Annotated in this window: 20 protein-coding genes; 13 read left to right on the forward strand and 7 right to left on the reverse strand. The window is 66.7% G+C overall.

The window, feature by feature from the left end:
* Positions 1-228: 228 nt before the first annotated feature.
* The 4 genes from ABRP34_RS17445 (at position 229) to ABRP34_RS17460 (ending at position 2,963) form a co-directional block, all read left to right on the forward strand.
* On the forward strand, positions 229-765 hold the full coding sequence (locus ABRP34_RS17445; RefSeq protein ID WP_353711144.1) for a hypothetical protein: 537 nt from the start codon (positions 229-231) through the stop codon (positions 763-765).
* 102 nt (positions 766-867) lie between these two features.
* Complete coding sequence (locus tag ABRP34_RS17450) at positions 868-1,416, forward strand: sigma-70 family RNA polymerase sigma factor (protein WP_353711145.1); 549 nt, start codon at positions 868-870, stop codon at positions 1,414-1,416.
* On the forward strand, positions 1,413-2,195 hold the full coding sequence (locus tag ABRP34_RS17455) for a hypothetical protein (RefSeq protein ID WP_353711146.1): 783 nt from the start codon (positions 1,413-1,415) through the stop codon (positions 2,193-2,195). Before ABRP34_RS17450 ends, ABRP34_RS17455 begins: the two co-directional genes overlap by 4 nt.
* Positions 2,196-2,537: 342 nt before the next feature.
* Positions 2,538-2,963, forward strand: a complete 426-nt coding sequence (locus tag ABRP34_RS17460; protein ID WP_353711147.1) for a CoA-binding protein — start codon at positions 2,538-2,540, stop codon at positions 2,961-2,963.
* A gap of 18 nt (positions 2,964-2,981) precedes the next feature.
* On the opposite strand, the gene ABRP34_RS17465 is transcribed toward ABRP34_RS17460, so the two are convergent.
* Positions 2,982-4,010 (reverse strand): 2-oxoglutarate and iron-dependent oxygenase domain-containing protein, encoded by a 1,029-nt coding sequence (locus tag ABRP34_RS17465; RefSeq protein WP_353711148.1) that lies wholly within the window; start codon positions 4,008-4,010, stop codon positions 2,982-2,984.
* Positions 4,011-4,055: 45 nt separating this feature from the next.
* Here ABRP34_RS17465 and ABRP34_RS17470 point away from each other — a divergent pair, with 45 nt between their 5' ends.
* The 6 genes from ABRP34_RS17470 (at position 4,056) to ABRP34_RS17495 (ending at position 7,076) form a co-directional block, all read left to right on the forward strand.
* A complete protein-coding gene (locus ABRP34_RS17470) occupies positions 4,056-4,460 on the forward strand; it encodes an MmcQ/YjbR family DNA-binding protein (protein WP_003798416.1) in 405 nt (134 codons plus the stop codon).
* Positions 4,453-5,001, forward strand: coding sequence for a DUF1990 domain-containing protein (locus ABRP34_RS17475; protein ID WP_353711149.1), 549 nt, complete (start codon positions 4,453-4,455; stop codon positions 4,999-5,001). Before ABRP34_RS17470 ends, ABRP34_RS17475 begins: the two co-directional genes overlap by 8 nt.
* Before the next feature lie 13 nt (positions 5,002-5,014).
* On the forward strand, positions 5,015-5,665 hold the full coding sequence (locus ABRP34_RS17480; RefSeq protein ID WP_353711150.1) for a hypothetical protein: 651 nt from the start codon (positions 5,015-5,017) through the stop codon (positions 5,663-5,665).
* 4 nt (positions 5,666-5,669) lie between these two features.
* On the forward strand, positions 5,670-5,987 hold the full coding sequence (locus ABRP34_RS17485; protein WP_353711151.1) for a putative quinol monooxygenase: 318 nt from the start codon (positions 5,670-5,672) through the stop codon (positions 5,985-5,987).
* A gap of 129 nt (positions 5,988-6,116) precedes the next feature.
* Complete coding sequence (locus tag ABRP34_RS17490) at positions 6,117-6,410, forward strand: DUF503 domain-containing protein (RefSeq protein ID WP_003798425.1); 294 nt, start codon at positions 6,117-6,119, stop codon at positions 6,408-6,410.
* A 249-nt stretch (positions 6,411-6,659) separates the two neighbouring features.
* Complete coding sequence (locus ABRP34_RS17495) at positions 6,660-7,076, forward strand: hypothetical protein (protein WP_353711152.1); 417 nt, start codon at positions 6,660-6,662, stop codon at positions 7,074-7,076.
* A gap of 66 nt (positions 7,077-7,142) precedes the next feature.
* On the opposite strand, the gene purL is transcribed toward ABRP34_RS17495, so the two are convergent.
* From purL to purS, 3 genes are read right to left on the reverse strand one after another with little or no spacing between them, the layout of a single operon-like run.
* Positions 7,143-9,452 carry a phosphoribosylformylglycinamidine synthase subunit PurL gene (gene purL / locus ABRP34_RS17500; protein WP_353711153.1) on the reverse strand — a complete coding sequence of 770 codons (2,310 nt, stop codon included), beginning with the start codon at positions 9,450-9,452 and terminating at the stop codon, positions 7,143-7,145.
* Entirely contained in the window at positions 9,449-10,222 is a 774-nt protein-coding gene (gene purQ / locus ABRP34_RS17505) for a phosphoribosylformylglycinamidine synthase subunit PurQ (protein WP_003798431.1), read from the reverse strand. The genes purL and purQ overlap by 4 nt, the downstream gene beginning before the upstream one ends.
* Position 10,223: 1 nt before the next feature.
* Entirely contained in the window at positions 10,224-10,475 is a 252-nt protein-coding gene (gene purS / locus ABRP34_RS17510) for a phosphoribosylformylglycinamidine synthase subunit PurS (protein WP_003798434.1), read from the reverse strand.
* A gap of 265 nt (positions 10,476-10,740) precedes the next feature.
* Between purS and ABRP34_RS17515 the strand changes: the two genes are divergently transcribed.
* Both ABRP34_RS17515 and ABRP34_RS17520 read left to right on the forward strand, forming a co-directional pair.
* The gene (locus ABRP34_RS17515) at positions 10,741-10,986 is read left to right on the forward strand and encodes a hypothetical protein (RefSeq protein WP_003798436.1); all 246 of its coding nucleotides are present in this window, start codon (positions 10,741-10,743) and stop codon (positions 10,984-10,986) included.
* 342 nt (positions 10,987-11,328) lie between these two features.
* Positions 11,329-14,409, forward strand: coding sequence for a S8 family serine peptidase (locus tag ABRP34_RS17520; protein ID WP_353713395.1), 3,081 nt, complete (start codon positions 11,329-11,331; stop codon positions 14,407-14,409).
* Positions 14,410-14,614: 205 nt separating this feature from the next.
* Here the strand turns inward: ABRP34_RS17520 and ABRP34_RS17525 are convergent, their stop codons facing one another.
* The 3 genes from ABRP34_RS17525 to ABRP34_RS17535 are packed head-to-tail and all read right to left on the reverse strand — an operon-like array spanning position 14,615 to position 16,609.
* Positions 14,615-15,013, reverse strand: a complete 399-nt coding sequence (locus ABRP34_RS17525; protein ID WP_353711154.1) for a serine protease inhibitor — start codon at positions 15,011-15,013, stop codon at positions 14,615-14,617.
* On the reverse strand, positions 15,010-15,951 hold the full coding sequence (locus tag ABRP34_RS17530) for a 3-methyladenine DNA glycosylase (protein WP_353711155.1): 942 nt from the start codon (positions 15,949-15,951) through the stop codon (positions 15,010-15,012). Before ABRP34_RS17530 ends, ABRP34_RS17525 begins: the two co-directional genes overlap by 4 nt.
* Before the next feature lie 19 nt (positions 15,952-15,970).
* Positions 15,971-16,609, reverse strand: coding sequence for an SSI family serine proteinase inhibitor (locus ABRP34_RS17535; protein WP_353711156.1), 639 nt, complete (start codon positions 16,607-16,609; stop codon positions 15,971-15,973).
* A gap of 241 nt (positions 16,610-16,850) precedes the next feature.
* On the opposite strand from ABRP34_RS17535, the gene ABRP34_RS17540 reads away from it, so the two are divergent.
* On the forward strand, positions 16,851-19,295 hold the full coding sequence (locus ABRP34_RS17540; protein WP_353711157.1) for a S8 family peptidase: 2,445 nt from the start codon (positions 16,851-16,853) through the stop codon (positions 19,293-19,295).
* Positions 19,296-19,429: the final 134 nt, after the last annotated feature.

Genomic DNA, 19,429 nt, shown 5'->3' on the forward strand with positions numbered 1-19,429 from the left:
CAGTTCAGCAAGCAGTTCCCGACGGCGGCGGGTCACCTCACGGTGGCCCGCCGCCATCGTCTTTTAATCCGCTGTTTCTGGGAAGAGCATGCCCGTCTGAAAAAAGTTTCCGGAACCGCGTAACCTCCCAGCCCGTCCCGGCGATTACGTATATGTAAGCGCCGGGACGGCGGTTGTCCCCCATCGGCCGCCGTCCCGGCCTTCAATCAACCAAAGGATTTTTTTCTGATGAAGAGTGTTAGCAAGACCACCAAGATTGCTGTAGCAGCCGCCATCGTCGCTGTCGGAGGTTTCTCCAGCATCGGACTGGCCAACGCCGCCCAGGTGTCCAGCTCGCAGCATGCAGAGGTGACCCCCGCTACGCCCGCCGCCCCGGCCGTTCCTGCCACCGAGGTCCCGGCAGTGCCCGCTGTCCCGGCCACCCCGACGGTTCCGGCCGCCCCCGCCGCTAAGGCCAAGGCTGCCGGTGAAGCTGCGGACGCAGCCGATGCCGCAGTGGAAGCTGACAAGGACAACGCCGCCGCCAACGCCAACGTCTCCGCCGGGGACAAGGCTGCCGGCGCCGACGTAACCGCAGCAATCCCCGCCGTTCCCGCTGTTCCCAATGGCGCCGGCGTTCCCGCTGCCCCGGCCGTTCCCGCCGTTCCTGCCGCCCCGGCTGTGCCGGACGTAACGGACCACGTCGCCAAGCCGGCCGCGCCGTCCGCCGCTGCAGACGCTGACGTCAAGGCTGACGCTGCTGCCGACCTGCCCACCGGCAAGTAATCCACAGCACGCGAAACAGGGCGTTCCCCGAATAGGGGCGTGAGGTGTGCGGCGGTAGGCTTACTACCGCCGCACACCTGCAGTAAAGGGAAGGACAGCTCCTTGGCAGCTCAGCTGACCGATGACGAATTGTCAGCAGCCCTTTCTGGCGACCCCTCCGGCTTCAGCGCTGTCTACAGCGTCATTTCCCCCGCCGTCCTGGGCTATTTCCGGGCCCGGGGCGTGGACGACGCCGAAGCCCTCACACAGGACGTCTTCGTGGATGTCCTGCCCAAGCTCAGCAATGTCAGGGGCGGCCACTCCGGGCTGCGGACATTCATCTTCTCGGTGGCGCACGCCCGGCTCGTGGACTACCACCGCCGGTCCGCGAGGACGCCGCATTTCACCGAATTCGATCCCCTCGAGGACCACAGGCGGTCGGGTTCCGCCGAGGACGAGGTCCTGGGTTCGATGGGCGGAATTACGTCCGCCCTGGCCACGCTCAATGACGACCAGCGGGAAGTGCTGGTCCTGCGGATCGTTGCGGACCTTTCGGTTGAACAGGTGGCCGGCATCATGGACAAAACCCCCGGGGCCATCAAACAGCTCCAGCGCCGCGGGCTCATCGCCCTGCGCGAACTCGTCAAGGAAAAGGACCACGCAGCATCATGAGTGTCACGCCGGCAGGCCGCGAAGAAGGAGAGATCCAGGCGATCCTCCTGGATTCCGGGCTCGAAGACGACGCCGATCTCCGCAGGTCCCTAGAAGAACTGCGCGGGTTCGCCCATGACTCCGCACCCCAACCCCGGGCTGAACTCGCCGCGCTGCTCGTTCACGGCGCATCCGCTTCAGGTGTACTGGCCCACGGCGAGACCCCCCAAAGCATGCCCATGCGGCGCGCCTCCAACATCGCCAGCCTCGAACTGCACCGCCGCAACCGGCAGCGGCGAATGGGCTTTGTGGTGGGCGCCGCTGTGGTCGGTGCCATGGGCCTGGGCGCCGGTGCTGTCGCCGCAGCTTCCAGCGAGGACTTCCGCAACAGCGTAGGCCATACGGTGGTCCGGATCTTCCAACCGACCAGCGATACGACGGCGCCTATGCCGATGTCCACTTCGCCCGCCGACGTTCCGGCTGCTCCGGCGCCGTCGGGTGCTGCGACCAAACCATCGGTCACCGACACGGCCCCGTCGCCGTCGGCACCGGCGACGCCGGGCCAAACGGATCCGGCCTCCTCCAACGGTTCGTCGAACTCATCAGCTGCGAACGATTCCTCGGATTCCCGTGGAGCGACGAAGAAGCAGACTCCGCTGCCCGCCGGGCCCGGCCAGCTGCCCACGGTCCCCGGATCGGGCATCGCTCCGAAGCTTCCGGCCAAGCCGCTGCCGGCGGTGCCGACGCTTCCCGGCGGCGTGCCGACCGTTCCGGCCAAACCGGTCCCCGGCACGCCCTAAAGGCAGCAGCCCGAGTTTTTGTACACTTATTGGCCCCAAACGGCCGGGCAAAGGCGCGGTACGTGTACAAAAACTCCTGAGGAGCGGGGCGCGATGCGCCGGCTAACCGGGCGGCGAAAAAGTTTTAGAAAAAGTTTTGGAATCGGCGTAACCCTTTCGGGTGTCCCGTCGATTACCCAAGTGAGAGTGTCGGGCTGGAAGTTGTCCCCCATCAAATTCCAGCCCGGCATTTTTCATGCCTTCGGTACGGCCAGCTTGTTCGTTCATCACTGCCGCTGTTTCCATTCGGCATGCACATATTCGGAAAAGACCGCCAAATCGCGGCGGGAGTAGAGTTGAGGCATGGCTCACGAAAACGATCCGGCGGTTATTGAGCGGCTCATGCGAACGAAGGGCACCTGGGCCATTGTCGGCCTGACCCGGAATGAGTGGCGCTCGGCGTACGACGTCTCGCTGTATGTCCGGGACCGCATGGGCATGGAGATTATCCCCGTAAACCTGCGGGGCGACGACGTGCACGGGGAGAAGGGCTACCGCACCCTCGCCGAGATCCCGGCGGCAAAGCACCCTATCGACGTCGTGGACTGTTTCGTCAATTCGCAGAAGGTGGGGGCCGTCATCGACCAGGCCATCGCCGTCGGCGCCAAGGCGGTGTGGCTGCAGCTGGGCGTGTTCGACGCCGCCGCCGTCGAACGGGCTAAGGCCGCCGGGCTGGACGTCGTAGTGAACTCGTGCCCCGCGCGCGAAGGCTGGCGGGTGGGCATTTAGCCTGTCCGGGGCTCCAGGTCAGGGCCTCATCAGTTCGGGGTAGTGGCGTTCCGTGACATCCGGGTGGGCGCGCATCCGGCCCTTGAGCATGTTCAGGCCGAACGAGGCGAGCATCGGGTTGGACGGGTCGTCCGAGATGCCGCGGGCCTGTGCCTTCAGTTCTGCGGGGAGGGGGACCGGATCGATCACCGCGTCGAGCCGGGGTGACCAGAAGAACGGCACGGAGTAACGGTCCACGCCGGGCGGCGGGGCCTTGACCCGGTGGATGGTGGCGGCAAGGTAGCCCTCGGTGGCCACTTCCAGCATTTCACCGAGGTTCACCACCAGCGCTTCAGGGATAGGCTCCACGGGGACCCACGCACTGGCGCCCGGCGGCAGCACTTCGAGCCCGCCCACCTCATCCTGGAGGAGGAGGGTCACAAATCCATAGTCCGCGTGGGAGCCCACTCCTTGGTCGCCCGCCGCTTCAACCACTCCGCCGACGTAATGAACCAGCTTGCCCATCCATGCCGGAGTGTCCCTGAACGGTTCCTCGAAATAGGTCTCCGGCTGCGCGAGGGACACAGCGATGGCCCGCATGAGCTCCGCGCCCACCTTGGACATGAGCTCAGCCCAGGCCATGGCCGCCTCCTTCAGCTCCGGCATCGACTCATCCGGCCACAGGTTATGGCCCTGGAGGAGCCAGTACGGCTGCTCGGGCGGATAGTCCTTCACCGGCTCCCGGTCGGGTGAGTAGTCGATCTGCTCGCGCGCATCCGCCCTTCCCTGCGTGACCTCCGTGCCCATCCGCGTGTAGCCGCGGAAATGCGGTGACAGCCGGTTGTCGAGTTTCATGCGTTCTTCGAGGGGCAGGTCGAAAAAGCGCCTGATCGTCGTAAGCAGCTCCTTCGCCTGGCCGGGGGCGCCGCCGTAGCCGATGACCTGGAAGAAGCCGACGCGGTGCGTGGCGTCGCGGAGTTCCTCAATGAACTCCGGGTTGAACGAACCGTCGGCCCGGCGTGCGGAGCCGAGATCCAGTACAGGTATGGTCTCCCGGGCAGCTGCCATGTTCGCAGACTAGCACCGCCCGGAAAGGGTTTGTAGGCTCGCAGCATGGACCCAGCCGACCTGAGAAAAATCTGCCTGTCGTTTCCGGGCACCTTCGAGGACTTCCCCTTCGGTCCCGAAACGTCGGTGTTCAAGGTCAGGGCCGCCGTGTCCGGCGGGGCCAAGCAGGAAGCCAAAATGTTCGCGGCGTCCGCCATGGATCCTGACGACTGGTCGGTGAGCCTCAAATGCGAACCTGCCCTGGCCGAACAGCTCCGGGCCGTGCACCCGGAGATCACCGGCGCGTGGCACATGAACAAGACGCACTGGAACGGCGTCCGCCTGGACGGGAACCTGCCCGACGACATGGTGCGGGACATGGTGGAGGACTCCTACGACCTCGTGGTTGCATCGCTGAGCCGGAAACAGCGGGAGCAGCTTGGCTGGGCCAGAGAGGTGGGCAATGAGTGAGAAGCGCCTGGCGAGGGGTGTCCTCAACTATCCGGAGGTCGGTGCCACCGAGCACGGCCGGTCTCCGGCGGGGTACCGCCGCGTGGCTTCCCGCACCTATCTCGGCGAGGGGGCGGATGTCTACTTCCGGGTGGCCCAGGGGATCCTCGCCTGGGAACTGCAGCGGCGGTCCGGACTGCGGGTCCGGACCGACTCCGGCGTCGTCGTTCCCGGCGCACGCGTGGTGAGCGGATTCGGCGTCGGGCCATTCCGCCTCAAAGTTCCCTGCGAGGTCGTGTGGGTGCACCGCCCTGTTCCGGGCGGCGGACCGCAGTCCGCCGGCTTCGGCTACGGCTCCCTGCCGGGCCATCCGGTGCGCGGCGAGGAGTCGTTCGAGGCCGAGATCGATGCCCAGGGCCGGGTCTATCTCAGCATCACAGCATTCAGCCGGCCGTCCAACTGGTTCTACGCCGCAGGCGGCGCGCTGGCCCGCCGTGCGCAGCGCCTCATGACTTCCCGATACATTGAAGGTGCACGCCAACTCGCCGCAGGTGAAAGCTGATCAGGAGAGGTACATGCTGGACCAAAAGAGCCTTGACCTTTTGTGGAACTTCGAGGATGCGAAGCTGTCCGAGCAGCGCTTCCGGGACGCGCTCGCCGACCCCCGGTACGACGCCGACGAACGCGCCGAACTCGCCACGCAGCTGGGGCGGGCCATCGGGCTCCAGGGCCGCTTCGAAGAGGCTGACGGGCTGCTCGACGCGATTGACGGGGACGAGCCGACGGTAGGTGTCCGGATCCTGCTGGAGCGCGGGCGGGGCCTGAACTCAAGCGGGCACGCGGCCATGGCGGTACCCCTGTTTGAGCAGGCGGCCGAGCTCGGCGACCATCTTGGCGAGGAGTTCCTTGCGGTGGATGCGCTCCACATGCTGGCCATAGCCGACTCCGCCCACGCGGAGCTTTGGACCCGCAGTGCGCTGGAGTACGCCTCCACCGTCCACGACGAGCGCACAAAGCGCTGGATGGTGGCCCTGCACAACAACCTGGGCTGGACCCTGCACGGCGCGGGCCGGCTCACCGAAGCGCTCGTGGAGTTCCAGTTGGCCGAGCAGTGGGCCGAGCGCGTCGGAACCCCGGCCCAGCAGAAGTACGCCCGCGAGGCCATTGAAGACTGCGAGCAGGCGCTGGCGTCCGAACAGGACGCAAAAACCCAACGAAAGGCATAGCCCCGTGATATTAATCGTCGTCAAGTTCAAAGTCAGGCCGGACTGGTCGGAGAAGTGGCTCGGACTGGTGGCCGACTTCACCGAGGCCACCCGTCGGGAGCCGGGCAACCTATGGTTCGACTGGTCCCGCAGCGTGGACGACCCCAACGAGTTCGTCCTGGTCGAAGCGTTCAAGGACGATGCCGCCGGCGACCACGTCAACAGCGCCCACTTCAAGAAGGCCATGGCGGACATGCCGCAGGCCCTCGCCGAGACCCCGCGCATCATCAGCCGCCAGCTCGACGGCGAAGGCTGGGACACGATGGGCGAACTCACCATCTGAACCCCCATCGACTGCTCCGTAGCCGCCCTTTGGGCGCCCCAAACGGCAGTGGGCCCACGCCGGCAGGGTTCCCCGGCCGAGCTTGCGAGGCGAGGGAGCCGGTGGGGAGCACTCGATAGCATTGACGGCATGTGGATCGGCTGGATCGAGTTCGACATCCTTCTCGGCGACGTGCACAGCCTCAAGGAGAAGCGGTCCGTGGTGCGGCCGCTCCTGGCTGAGCTGAAACGGCGGTATGAGGTCTCCGTGGCTGAGGTGGGGGACCACGAGCAGTACCGCCGCACAAGGATCGGTGCCGGTCTGGTCGCCGCGGACCGCGCGCACCTCGTGGAGGTGCTCACTGCCGTCGAACGCTTCGTGGCCTTCCGCCCTGAACTGGAGCTGCTGAGCGCCCGGCAGCGGGAGATCCACAGCGAGGACTAAACCCCATCGGTTGCTCCGTAAGTGCCCTTTTGAACCCTGAAAACGGCGGTTACGGAGCAATCGATCGATGCTGTGGATAACTCCAGCGGGGCGGGAGTCCTTTCTGCTCTTATGTAGCCATGAAGACCGCACGCCCGCTGCCGAATAAGTTCCAGGACCGGCCGTTCACCGTCGGTGAGGCCGGCCGCGCTGGCATTACCTCGAAGCGGCTCCGGCACCGCTCGCTCATTCCGTTGGGCAGGGGCATCCGTGCAGAAGGCCCGACGGCGGGACTCCCGTTGTGCCGACATGTTCGACATCATCAGGCCTGAGGGTGCAGCTCATCTGAACCGGCCGCACGTCATCGTCCACCGGATGAAGCTCTACGACGATGAAGTCGCAACCGTTGACGGCATCCCCGTCACCACACCGGAACGGACGTGGTTGGATCTCCACCATGAGCCGGATCTGTCCTACAAGGAGTACCGGATCGGCATCGAGTATGAAGGCGAGCATCACGGTGACGAACTGCAGATTGAGCGGGACATCGCGCGGTCGGAACGGTACGTCGTTTTGAGCTGGACGGAAGTCCGCATCTCCAAGCGTCACATGTTGAATGACGGCAAGGCGGCCGTAGCCAAGGTCCGCAGCGCGCTGGTCCGGGCCGGATGGCGGCCCGGCCGTTAAACGAATGCTCCGTAACTGCCCTTCTGACGGGTCAAAAGGGCAGCTACGGAGCAATCGATGGGGGTGCTAGCCGAAGTACTTCGGCAGGGTGGCCTCGTGGGCTTCGCGGAGGGCGTCCAGCGAGAGGGTGTCCACGCCGTTGATCTCCAGCTGTCCGCTGGCTGCATCCACCACGCCGATGCGCAGATGCTCGAAGCCGCGGGCGGTGCACATGTCCTTGAAACGGACTTCCTCGGAGCGCGGCACGCTGACGACAGCGCGGCCCTGGGTCTCGGAGAACAGCGCCGTGAAGAGGTCAACGCCGTCGCGGTCCAGGACATCCTGCAGCGCGATCCGGGCACCCACGCCGTAGCGCAGCGACGATTCCACGAGGGCCGCCGCGAGGCCGCCTTCGGAGAGGTCGTGGGCCGAGTCCACCATGCCGTCGCGGGACGCGTTGATCAGGATCTCGCCCAGCGCGCGTTCGGCCTCGAGGTCAACCTTGGGAGGCAGGCCACCAAGGTGGCCGCGCAGGTTGGACCACTCCGAGCCGTCCAGCTCGGCAGCCGTGGTGCCCAGCAGGTAGATGGCTGCGCCGTCTTCCCGCCAGCCCGACGGCGTGCGGCGGGCGACGTCGTCGAGCTTGCCCAGCACTGCCACCACGGGGGAGGGATGGATCGGCGTGGTGCCGGTCTGGTTGTACAGGGAGACGTTGCCGCCGGTCACCGGGATGCCCAGCACCATGCAGGCATCGGAGAGGCCGCGGATGGCTTCGGCCAGCTGCCACATGACGTCCGGGTCCTCGGGGGAGCCGAAGTTCAGGCAGTCGCTGACGGCCATCGGAACCGCGCCGGAGGTGGCCACGTTGCGGTAGGCCTCGGCCAGTGCCAGCTGGGCGCCGTGGTACGGATCAAGGTAGGTGTAGCGGCCATTGGCGTCGGTGGCCAGGGCAACGCCCAGGCCGGATTCCTCGTCCACGCGGACCACGCCGGCGTCGTCCGGGAACGCCATGGCGGTGTTGCCGCCGACGTACCGGTCGTACTGGTTGGTGATCCAGGACTTGTCGCACATGTTCGGCGAGGCAACGAGCTCGGTGACGGCTGCGGCCAGGTCCGCCGGGGCGGAGGGGCGGCCGGCGTCCTGCACGGAACCGGTGAACTTATCGGCCTGGACCGTGTCCTGCCACTCCGGACGGGCGAATGGGCGGTCGTAGACCGGACCGTCATGAGCCACGGTGCGCGGGTCGACGTCGACAATGACTTCGCCTTCCCACGTGATGATCAGGCGGCCGCTGTCGGTCACCTCACCCAGCCAGGCGTATTCCACGGCCCACTTGTCCATGACGGCTTCGAAGGCCGCGACGTTCTCCGGGGTCACCACGGCCATCATGCGTTCCTGCGACTCGGACATCAGGATCTCGCCCGGAGTCAGGGTGGGGTCGCGCAGCAGGACAGAGGTCAGTTCGACGTTCATGCCGCCGTCGCCATTGGAGGCGAGCTCGGACGTGGCGCAGGAGATGCCGGCGGCGCCGAGGTCCTGGATGCCCTCAACCAGCGAACCCTTGAACAGTTCAAGGCAGCACTCGATCAGGACCTTCTCGGCGAACGGGTCGCCCACCTGCACAGCCGGCCGCTTGGACGGCTTGGTGTCGTCGAAGGACTCGGAGGCGAGCACGGAGGCGCCGCCGATGCCGTCGCCGCCGGTGCGGGCACCGAACAGCACCACCTTGTTGCCCTTGCCGGAGGCGTTGGCCAGGCGGATGTCCTCGTGGCGCATGACGCCCACTGCCAAGGCGTTGACCAGCGGGTTGCCCTGGTAGACGGAGTCGAAGACCATCTCGCCGCCGATGTTCGGCAGGCCGAGGGAGTTGCCGTAGCCGCCGATGCCGGCCACCGCGCCGTGCATGACGCGGGCCGTGTCCGGGTGGTCGATGGCGCCGAAGCGCAGCGGATCCATCACGGCCACCGGGCGGGCACCCATGGAGATGATGTCGCGGACGATGCCGCCGATGCCGGTGGCGGCACCCTGGTACGGCTCAACGAACGACGGCGAGTTGTGGGACTCGATCTTGAAGGTCACGGCCCAGCCGTCGCCCAGGTTGGTGACGCCGGCGTTCTCGCCGATGCCCACCAGCATGTCCTTCTTCATCTCGTCGGTCACCTTCTCGCCGAACTGGCGCAGGTGGTTCTTCGAGGACTTGTAGGAGCAGTGCTCGCTCCACATCACGGAGTACATGGCGAGTTCCGCGCCGGTCGGGCGCCGGCCCAGGACCTTGACGATCTCGTCGAACTCGTTGCGCTTCAGGCCCAGCTCGGCCCAGGGCAGCTCGGTGTCCGGCGTCTTGGCCGCGTTCTCGACGGTGTCGATGTTGAACTTCTTGGTGGTTTCCGTGGTCACTTGTCGCCTCCCACAATCTTGTTCAGTACCGAGGTGAAGAGACCGAGGCCTTCGGTGTCGGACCCGCCGATACCGTCCAGGGACTCGGGGCCGAAGCCCACTTCCACGGCGTGCTCCGGATGCGGCATGAGGCCCACCACGTTGCCGGCGGCGTTCGAGATGCCGGCGATGTCGCGGCGGGAGCCGTTCGGGTTGAATCCCACGTAGCGAAACACCACGCGGCCCTCGGCCTCCAGGGCGTCGAGGGTCTTCTCGTCCGCGATGTACTGGCCGTCCTGGTTCTTCAGCGGCACCGTGATTTCCTGGCCCGCGGCGTAGTCCCCGGTCCAGTAGGTGCTGTTGTTCTCGACGCGCAGCACCTGGTCGCGGCAGATGAACTTCAGGTGGTCGTTCTTGATCATGGAGCCGGGCAGCAGGTGCGACTCGGTCAGCAGCTGGAAGCCGTTGCAGATGCCGAGCACCGGCAGCTTGGCGTCCGAGTTGGCGGCGTCGATGATCTTGGACATCAGCGGGGCGAAGCGCGCGATGGCTCCGGCGCGCAGGTAGTCGCCGTAGGAGAATCCGCCCGGCAGGATGACGGCGTCGACGTCGCCCAGGTCGGAGTCTCCGTGCCAGAGCTCCACGGGCGTGCCGCCCGCGAGCCGGACCGCCCGGGAAGCGTCCCGGTCATCCAGGGTTCCGGGGAAAGTGACGACGCCGATCTTCGCGCCTGCCAGGCGCGGCTCGGCGGCGACGGCGACTGCCTCGCCGATCAGGGGAAGTTCAGTCATCTCAGGCCTCGACGACCTCGACGTTCACGACGTCCTCGATCACCGGGTTGGACAGCAGGGTTTCGGCGGCATCGCGGGCCTGGGCCAGGATGTCCTCGGTCACCTCGCCGTCAACGGTCAGTTCGAAACGCTTGCCCTGGCGTACAGAGCTAAAGCTGGTGAAGCCCAGGCGGGGGAGTGCACCCACGATGGCCTTCCCCTGCGGGTCCAGAATCTCGGGCTTGGGCATGACGTCGACAACGATCCGGGGCATCCGGTAACTCCTGTGCGTGTGCATTGGGTAAGGGCGCAGCGGAGTGGTGCCGTCTCACGCCATTCCTAAAGTTGCCTGCCGGTTCAAATGGCAGGGCATTCAAATGGCATGGTGTGGACGGGCGCTCCGCGAGCTTGCATGCCTATTCTACCGGCCGCGGCGCACCACTCCGTATTCGGTGCCGCGGACGTCCGGCGGACGCCGCGGGAAAGGAAGAACGACGCCGGCTCTGGCCCGCCGCGGGCGGCCTCAGTAGGATTGCGGAATGGCTGAGAAACCGAAATCTGTCCTGCTGCCGGTAATGGCCGTCGCCGTGTTCGCCGGTCTCGGGAGGATGGTGATCCAGAAGATCAGGGCGGACCGTGCCGCCCGCCAAAACGGCACTGGCCAGGCCGGGGTCGGGCGGGGGCGTGCCGGGCGGCGCGCTGCCGGGCAGGACCGGGTGGCCGGCCCGGTGGACGAGAAGACGCGCCAGTGGATCAGCGACGTGGTTCGTACGCCCCGGCAGTAGATCGCCGGCAATAGCTCCGCAATCTTTAGCTCCCCTGCGGCGGGTTCCTTTTCGGGCGCCCGCCGCTTTTTCATGCCCGTGTCGAATGCCATGACAAAAAAGTAAATTCTGGTTTGTGGCCTATGTCATATGCGGCTCTCAGTAGGTACTGTGGGGATCGGTCGACGATTGCTGGGATCGACAGGACCTGTCATCTTCACGTGTCGTTGCCGCCTGCGCCCGGCAATGTAGCCGGGGCCGTTCCTTTATGAAAGGTTCAAACCACTCGTGAAATCTGCAGGAAAAAGCTTCTTCCGAAGCCGGGGGGCCCGGAAAGCAGCGGCACTGGTTGTCGGCTTGCCTTTGCTCCTTTCGTCAGCCGGCGCGCTGCCGGCAGCCGCGGCGCCGTCGCAGCTGCCGGCTCCGGCCGCACAGCAAAAGAACGTCGATCCCAACGACTACTCCGCCGGCCGCTATATCGTGGTGCTGACCGAGAAGCCCGCCGCCACCTACGAGGGCGGCACGCCGGGCCTGCAGGCCACGAAGCCGCGGTCCGGCCGCAAGCTCGACGCCGACCGGGCAGAGGTCCGCCGGTACCAGGCCCACCTGGAGGCGAAGCAGGCCGCGCTGGCCGAACAGGAAAACGTGCAGATCCGCCGCAATTACACGGCGGCACTCAACGGCTTCACCGCCACGCTCACCGCCGACCAGGCCGTGAACCTCGCCAAGAACCCGGGGGTCCTCGCGGTGGCGCCGGACACCCAGCAGGCCCCGGACTACTCCACCACGGACTTCCTCAAGCTCAGCGGCACTAACGGCACGTGGAACAAGCAGTTCGGCGGCAAGGCGGGCGCCGGCAAGGGCGTTGTGGTGGGCGTCATCGATTCCGGCTACACGCCTGGCAGCAAGTTCTTCGCGGGCCAAGACGTTGCGCCGCTCAAGGGCAATCCGCAGGTTGGCGTTCCCTACCGCACCGCCGGCGGCAGCATCGCGATGCTGAAGGCAGACGGCAGCACCTTCGAGGGCGAGTGCCAGAAGGGTGAAAAGTTCAACGGAACGGCCTGCAACTCCAAGGTTCTCAGTGCCAGGTACTTCTCCGACGCCTTCGAGGATTCCGTGGCCAAGCAGGACCGGGCGCCTGAGGAGCTCATTTCGCCCGTGGACGTGGGAAGTCACGGCACCCACACGGCAAGCACGGCCGCCGGCAACGCCGACGTCGAGACCTTCGTCGACGGCCGCAGCTTCGGCCTGACCGGCGGCATCGCACCGGCAGCCAAGCTCTCCATCTACAAGATCTGCTGGGAGGACAACGACCCCAACACCGGCGGCTGCTACACCTCGTCCGCCGTGGACGCCATCAACCAGGCCGTACTCGACGGTGTGGACGTCCTGAACTATTCGATCTCGGGCACCACCTCCACCACCACGGACCCGGTGTCCATGGCGTTCCTGTCCGCCGCCTCGGCCGGCATCTTCGTGGCCACCTCCGCGGGCAACTCCGGCCCTGAAGCCAGCACAGTGAACCACGGCGAGCCATGGGTCACCACCGTTGCGGCCAGCAGCTTCTCCCAGGAACTGCAGGGCACTGTCGAGTTCTCCGACGGCAGCAAGTTCCGCGGCGCCAGCATCATGAACCGTGAAGTTGCCGGCGCAGGCGTTGTGCTCGCCGCCAATGCAGCATCCGGACAGGCCGCCGATCCTGCGCTGTGCGCCCCCGGCTCACTCGATCCGGCCAAGATCGGCGGCAAGGTGGTGGTCTGCGACCGCGGCGTCTACGACCGGGTGGCCAAGAGTGCCGAGGTTGCGCGGGGCGGCGGCGTGGGCATGATCCTCGTCAACCTGGCGGCATCATCGCTCGACGCCGACAAGCACTCCGTCCCCACAGTGCACCTGAATCCGCCTGCCACGGAAACCATCAAGGCCAAGGTGGCGGCGAACCCGGCCATCACGGTATCCCTGGTCAACAAGGACACCACGGGACTGCCCGCCGAGGCGCAGCCGCAAATCGCCGGCTTCTCCTCCCGAGGACCGCTCCTCGCCACCGATTCGGACCTGCTGAAGCCCGATGTCGCCGCACCCGGCGTGGCTGTCCTGGCCGGTGTTTCGCCGATCGGCGCCGGCGGCGACGAATTCGGTTTCATGTCCGGGACGTCAATGGCGTCACCCCACGTGGCCGGCTTCGGTGCCCTCATCCTGGGCAAGAACCCCACCTGGTCCCCTGCCGCCGTGAAGTCTGCCATGATGACCACCGCCGGCGACGTCAAGCTCGCGGACGGCAGCAAGAACACGGACGTGCTGGCCACCGGCGCAGGGCAGGTCGATCCCGCCCGCGTCCTGGATCCGGGGCTCGTGTACGAGGCCAGCACCGACGACTACCTGCGGTTCATCCAGGGAACCGGCGTCGACCTCGGCATGCCCGGCCTCGGCAGCACGCGGCCCCGTGACATGAACGTCCCGTCCTTCTCGCTCGGGAACCTGGCCGGCAGGATCGAGGTCACCCGCACGGTGACGGCACTGGCGCCGGGCGTCTACAGCGCCAAGGCCAGCGTGCCCGGGGTGAAAGTGACGGTCACGCCGTCGGTCCTGTCCTTCGCCGCAGCCGGCGAGAAGCGCACGTTCAAGGTGGCCTATGAAAACCAAAGCGCCGCGCTGGGTGAGTTCGCCGCCGGTTCGCTGACCTGGCAGGGGGCCGGAAAGACCGTGACATCACCGATCGCGGTCCGGCCGCAGTCGGTGGTGGCTCCCAAGAACATTTCGTTCACCTCCCAAGGTGCCAATGGTTCCGGGAACATCAGCATTGTCTCGGGTTCGAGCTCGCCCACGAACGTGACGCTGGTCGGCCTGTCGAAGGCGGACTCCTCGGCCATCGAACTTGTCCCCGGGCCGTTCCGTTATGAGGCGGATGCCTCCAACTTCGTCAAGACCGTGGAAGTTCCGGCCGGCGTGCCGCTGGCCAAGCTGTCCGTGATTTCCGCGGATGAGAACGCCGACTTCGACATGGTGGTCATCACCCCGGACGGTCAGGGAATCGTCGCCGCCACGGCCTCAGCGAGCGAGTCGGTCTCGATTCCGAACCCAGTCGCGGGTACCTACCGGATGTTCGTGAACCTCTATGACAGTCCCGGGCAACAGGTAACCAAGGCCTCCGTGGATGCTGCGGTCCTGGGGGCAAACGAGGGCAACGCCACCGTGACGCCTGATCCGGTCCGCCTTGTGAACGGGCTCGGCGGGAAGCTTGCCCTCACCTGGAAGAACCTGGCTCCAGGCTCCTATATCGGACGGATCACCTTCGACGGGGCCAGCTCCCCGACGTTCGTGAACGTTGTGGTGGCGGAGGGCGGCGCCGTCGCGGTTGCACCGGCTTCGGAAGATCCGAAGAAAAAGAAGGAACAGGGGAAGGTCCAGAACGAGGACCTGACGCGGTCACCGGATAACTCCATCTAGGAAGGTCCCGGAACCGGGCTCCCGAAAGGACCCCACACCGAAGGCCGGCGGGCGTGGCACACAATGCCAGGGTCCCGCCGGCTTTCGCTGCATTTGGCTGGAGTCTTTGTACGGATAAGGGGCGCTAGCCGCCCCGCAAGTGACGATAGGTGGACAAAAACTCTTCGTGGACGGCGCGTTGGGAAGCTCGCAAAGTCCTGGCAGCTCAGATGGCGCCCGTGGACCCGGCCACTCCGCCCAGCAGCGGGGACAGCGCCCGCCAGCGGGCAATTTCACAGCCGTCCGTCATGGAAAACCGGGAGTTCACGGCGCGTCCGTTGAAGGTGCCGGTGACCACCGCAACCTGGGGGCCGCCGTACTGCTGGGTGCACAGCTTGGGCGGGCCGGGTTCGGGGAAAAAGATCCGTTCGCCGAAGCGGCCGACGGCGGCAATCGCCGCCGCCGGATCCGGCAGTGTCGATTCCACCACCTGGCCGGAACGGCTGACGAGGGCAAAGACGTGTTCCGGGCCGCCGGGCGAGTGGGTGAGGATGACGGTCAGTTCGACGTCCGGGTCCGGAGTCAGGCCGGGGTCCCGGGGCGGGGAGGCAGGTGTGTCGCTCACCGTTCGTCCTCCGTTCCGAGGCTGTCGAGGAGCGGAGCGAGGGCGGCCATCAGCCGGCCGCGCAGCTCCTGGGCCTCGGCCGAGAAGGCCCGCTGCTGCTCCACATAAGCCGCCTTGCCGTCGGGGGTCTCAATCGGAATGGCCGGGTGGCCCCAGTCTGTGAGGTCATAGGGGGAAGCCTGCATGTCCATGGCCCGCACCCGCCACGACAGCTCGAAGCAGTCCATCACGAGTTCGCTCGGCAGGGCCGGCGAGAGCTTGTACGCCCACTTGTAGAGGTCCATGTTGGCGTGCAGGCACCCGGGCTGCTCCATGGTGCGCTGGTTCTCCCTGCTGGGCGACAGCTCGTTCAGGGGCACGGCGTCGGGTGTGTAGAACCGGAACGCGTCGAAGTGGGAGCAGCGGATCCTGTTGTCCTCAACCACCTTGTCCGTGCCCGCGCCGCCCAGCCGCAACTTGAGGTACTCGTGGCGCAGCTCGAACTTCTCCTGCCGGTAGACCATGGCCCACTCATGCAGGCCGAAGCACCCGAACTGCGCGGGCCGCGCGGCTGTTCCGGCCAGGATGATCCGGGCAAACAGGAGCGCGTCGCGCCGTTCGGCCAGGAATGCCTCCCGATCGAACGCCACCGCGGTGCTGCCCGGCGGGAGGCCCACGCTGGCAAGCTCACCGCCGTCGAGCGCTTTGTAGTATTTCCAGTCCCTCCGGGCGGCAGCCTCCGTCCCGGAGAGGACCACGCCGTCCCCGGGATGCCAGCGCAGCAGCTGGCCTGGCTTTTGCGTGTAGTACGTGAAGAGGAAGTCCTCCACGGGATGCTTCCGTCCCGCGGAGCGCCGGGCAAGGTAGGGATCGGCGTAGCGGCGCACCCTGCGCACGTGGGCGGTTTCCCGTTCCCTCCAGTCGGCGGGGGAGAGAACCTGGGCAACGGGGATCGTCAAAGCAGTGCCTGCCACAGTGCTAAAGGGCCCCGCCTGCAGCGCCGAGGATGTCCTTGGCGGCGTTCCAGGCACCGATCTGGCAGCCGTCCCGCAGGGCGAAGGAGGTCTCCACCGGGGTGCCATTGACTTCGCCGGTCACGGTGGCCACCTGCGGCCCGCCGTACTGCTGCGTGCAGGAGATGCCCTTGGGCGGAGCAGCGCGGTTCACGATGGCTGCATTGTTCTTCAGAGCCGTGCAGCCTGCGGCAGCGTTGGGGTGCTGGCTTTCCGCCATCGGCGCGCCGTCTTTGCAGACCAGCGTGTAGTTGACGACCTTGCCGTCCTTGGACGCTTTGACAGTGATGGACAGTTCGGCATCGCCGGCGCCGGGCCCGGACGGCAGGGGAGAAGCGGCAGGGGGTGCGGGCGCTGGGACTGTCGTTTCGGCGTCGGGCGGTGTAGAGCCGGGCGCCGGGGTACTGGGAGTGCCGGTGCCGGGGGTTCCAGTGCCCGGAGTCTGGGTGCCGGGGGTTTCGGTGCCCGGGGATTCGGTCCCCGGCGAGCCGGTGGTGGTCCCGGGGGTGGCCGAAGGCTGGCCGGGTCCGGTGCTCGGGGTGCAGGCCGCGAGACCGCCCGTCGCCGCGAGGGCGAGCAGCACAGAAATCAGTTGCTTGCGCATGCCGGGTCTCCTCAAGTTTTTCCCATTCTACCGTCGGGGCCCCGGGCCGTCCGGTACAGGCGGATAACGGTACCCGGCAATTGCTAACGGAAGGGTATCGATTCTTGCGGGCGTCCGCGGTATCTTTCTGACATCAACGGGTGCGCGGCATAACCACATAGTGATGACGCCCATGGGGGGCAGAGCGTCCAGTTCGTGGGACCGAAGGTCTACAGGTCCTGAACCAAGGAAGGCATCCCCCATGATCCCTCAGCAATCCCCTACCCGCCCCGGACATAGCAGAAGGCTGCCGGCCATCTTCGCCGTGGCCCTTGCCATGGTCATTGGACAGGGCCTCGCCGGTCCAACGGCGGCGGCTCCTGCACCTGCATCGGCGCAGCCAGCCGGTGCCCAGCCTGCGGCCGCGCAGCCGGCGGCGTCCCCGCTCGACGACGGCCACTACATCGTGATGCTCAAGGACAAACCGCTGGCCACATACTCCGGCGGCGTCCCGGGTATCCCCGGCACGGCCGTGCCGAAGGGGAAGAAGCTGAACCCCTCCGGCCCCAACTCGCGCAAGTACGATGCCCACCTGAAGGCCAAGCAGCGGGAGGCGGCAGCGTCCACGGGCGTGACCATCAACAGGAGCTACACCCTGGCTCTCAACGCCTTCAGCGCAGTTCTCTCCGCCGCCCAGGCGAAGGCGCTCGCCGGTGACACCGACGTGCTGGCCGTGGTCCCGGACAGCATCCGCAAGCCGGATTACTCAAGCACGGACTTCCTCGGACTGCCCGGCGGCGACGGCGTGTGGGACCAGCAGTTCGGCGGCAAAGATGAAGCGGGCAAGGGCATCGTGGTCGGCATGCTGGACACCGGCTACACGCCCGACAACCCGTTCTTCGCGGGGGACACCGTCGATCCGCTGTCCGGCACCCCGGACGTGGGCGTGCCATACCGCCTCCAGGGCAACGTGATCGCCATGCGCAAGGCCAACGGCGGGACCTTCGTGGGCGACTGCGTGGCCGGCGACGGGTTCGACGGCACGGAATGCAACAGCAAGGTCATCGGTGCCAGGTTCTACGACAAGGCGTACAAGGCAGCGGTTCCTCCGGAATTCCGGTCACCCAGTGAGAAGTTCTCGCCGCTGGACGTAAACGGCCACGGATCCCACACCGGCAGCACCGCGGCCGGAAACGCCGACGTCACCCAGACGGCAGGCGGGCGCGACTTCGGCAAGAGCTCAGGCGTTGCGCCGGCGGCCAAGATTGCCGTCTACAAGGTCTGCTGGGAAGGCGCCGTTCCGGAGGCCACCGGGTGCGTTGAATCAGACATTCTCAACGCTATCCAGGACGCCGTCCTCGACGGCGTGGACGTGCTGAACTTCTCCATCTCGGGAAACAACAACTCCACAGTCGATGCCGTTTCCCTTGCGTTCCTTAACGCCGCGGCCGCAGGCATCTTCGTGGCTGCGTCCGCCGGCAACTCCGGCCCGACTGCCTCGACCGTCAACCACGCCGGCCCCTGGATCACCAGCGTGGCAGCCTCGACATTCGACAACACGCTCCGCGGAACCGCGGAACTGTCGGACGGTAGCAAGTTCGCCGGTGCCAGCGTCATGAGCAGCGAGGTGGACGCCAAGCCGATCGTGCTGGCCGTGGACGTGAAGGCGGCCGCGGCCCTGGCTACGGATGCGGCGCTGTGCGCGCCGAACTCCCTGGACCCGGCAAAAACTGCAGACAAGATCGTGGTCTGCGACCGCGGTGTTGTGGCACGCGTTGACAAGAGCGCCGAGGTTGAGCGCGCCGGCGGCGTGGGCATGGTTCTGGTCAACCTGACGTCCGGCTCGCTCGACGCCGATCTGCACAGCGTGCCCACGGTCCACATAGACGACCCGAAGATCAAGGACCTGGTAGCGGCGACCCCGGGCATGACGGCAAGCCTCAAGGCGACCGACACCACGGGGGCCGAACCCCCGCCCGTGCCGCAGGTTGCGGAATTCTCCTCACGCGGGCCCACCCTGGCAGCAGACGGGGACCTGCTCAAGCCTGACGTGACGGCTCCGGGTGTGGCTGTGCTGGCCGCCGTTTCACCGGTCGGCTTCAACGGCGAGGACTTCGGTTTCCTGTCCGGCACGTCCATGGCGTCGCCGCACATCGCCGGCTCTGGTGCGCTGCTCCTGGGCAAGAACCCGCAGTGGTCTCCGGCGGCCGTGAAATCCGCCATCATGACCACGGCCTATGACCTGGTCAACGCGACCGGCACCGAGGTGCATGACGTCTTTGCCCAAGGCGCCGGACACGTCGATCCGGCCCGGTTCGACTCCCCGGGGCTTGTTTACGACGCCGGCATCGGAGACTGGATGGGCTTCCTCCAGGGACAGGGAATCGACCTTGGTGTCGCCCCCATCGCAGCCAAGGACGTCAACCTCCCCTCGGTGGCACTGGGCGCCATGTCCGGCAGCCAGACCGTCACGCGGTCGGTCACGGCGGTGACGGCGGGAACCTACCGGGCAGCGATCACCCTTCCAGGCATCACCGCCACCGTCAGCCCGGCAGAAGTGACGCTGGCCGAGGGTGAAAGCGCCACGTTCACGATTACGTTCACCACCGCAGGGGCGCCGCTGAACGCATACTCCACCGGATCCCTGACGTGGACGTCGGGCGACAACACCGTCCGGTCACCGGTGGCGGTGCGGCCGGTGGCATAGCGCCGCTGATCTGGGAGCGCCGCTGACCTGGGGGCGGACGACGCTGGGACTCACCGCTTGTGGTGGGTCCCGGCGTCGTGCTTCTCCCGGCCTAACGCCGGGCGGGACGGCGAACAGGATCCCAGATCGTTAGT

The organism is Arthrobacter sp. K5 (assembly GCF_040448525.1).
Taxonomy (GTDB): domain Bacteria; phylum Actinomycetota; class Actinomycetes; order Actinomycetales; family Micrococcaceae; genus Arthrobacter; species Arthrobacter globiformis.

What these genes read in the sequence shown, in the direction of transcription:
- ABRP34_RS17445 (WP_353711144.1), top strand. Translation starts at nt 229, where the DNA reads ATGAAGAGTGTTAGCAAGACCACCAAGATTGCTGTAGCAGCCGCCATC.
- ABRP34_RS17455 (WP_353711146.1), top strand. Translation starts at nt 1,413, where the DNA reads ATGAGTGTCACGCCGGCAGGCCGCGAAGAAGGAGAGATCCAGGCGATC.
- ABRP34_RS17460 (WP_353711147.1), top strand. Translation starts at nt 2,538, where the DNA reads ATGGCTCACGAAAACGATCCGGCGGTTATTGAGCGGCTCATGCGAACG.
- ABRP34_RS17465 (WP_353711148.1), bottom strand. Translation starts at nt 4,010, where the DNA reads ATGGCAGCTGCCCGGGAGACCATACCTGTACTGGATCTCGGCTCCGCA.
- ABRP34_RS17470 (WP_003798416.1), top strand. Translation starts at nt 4,056, where the DNA reads ATGGACCCAGCCGACCTGAGAAAAATCTGCCTGTCGTTTCCGGGCACC.
- ABRP34_RS17475 (WP_353711149.1), top strand. Translation starts at nt 4,453, where the DNA reads ATGAGTGAGAAGCGCCTGGCGAGGGGTGTCCTCAACTATCCGGAGGTC.
- ABRP34_RS17480 (WP_353711150.1), top strand. Translation starts at nt 5,015, where the DNA reads ATGCTGGACCAAAAGAGCCTTGACCTTTTGTGGAACTTCGAGGATGCG.
- ABRP34_RS17490 (WP_003798425.1), top strand. Translation starts at nt 6,117, where the DNA reads ATGTGGATCGGCTGGATCGAGTTCGACATCCTTCTCGGCGACGTGCAC.
- purQ (WP_003798431.1), bottom strand. Translation starts at nt 10,222, where the DNA reads ATGACTGAACTTCCCCTGATCGGCGAGGCAGTCGCCGTCGCCGCCGAG.
- purS (WP_003798434.1), bottom strand. Translation starts at nt 10,475, where the DNA reads ATGCCCCGGATCGTTGTCGACGTCATGCCCAAGCCCGAGATTCTGGAC.
- ABRP34_RS17515 (WP_003798436.1), top strand. Translation starts at nt 10,741, where the DNA reads ATGGCTGAGAAACCGAAATCTGTCCTGCTGCCGGTAATGGCCGTCGCC.
- ABRP34_RS17535 (WP_353711156.1), bottom strand. Translation starts at nt 16,609, where the DNA reads ATGCGCAAGCAACTGATTTCTGTGCTGCTCGCCCTCGCGGCGACGGGC.
- ABRP34_RS17540 (WP_353711157.1), top strand. Translation starts at nt 16,851, where the DNA reads ATGATCCCTCAGCAATCCCCTACCCGCCCCGGACATAGCAGAAGGCTG.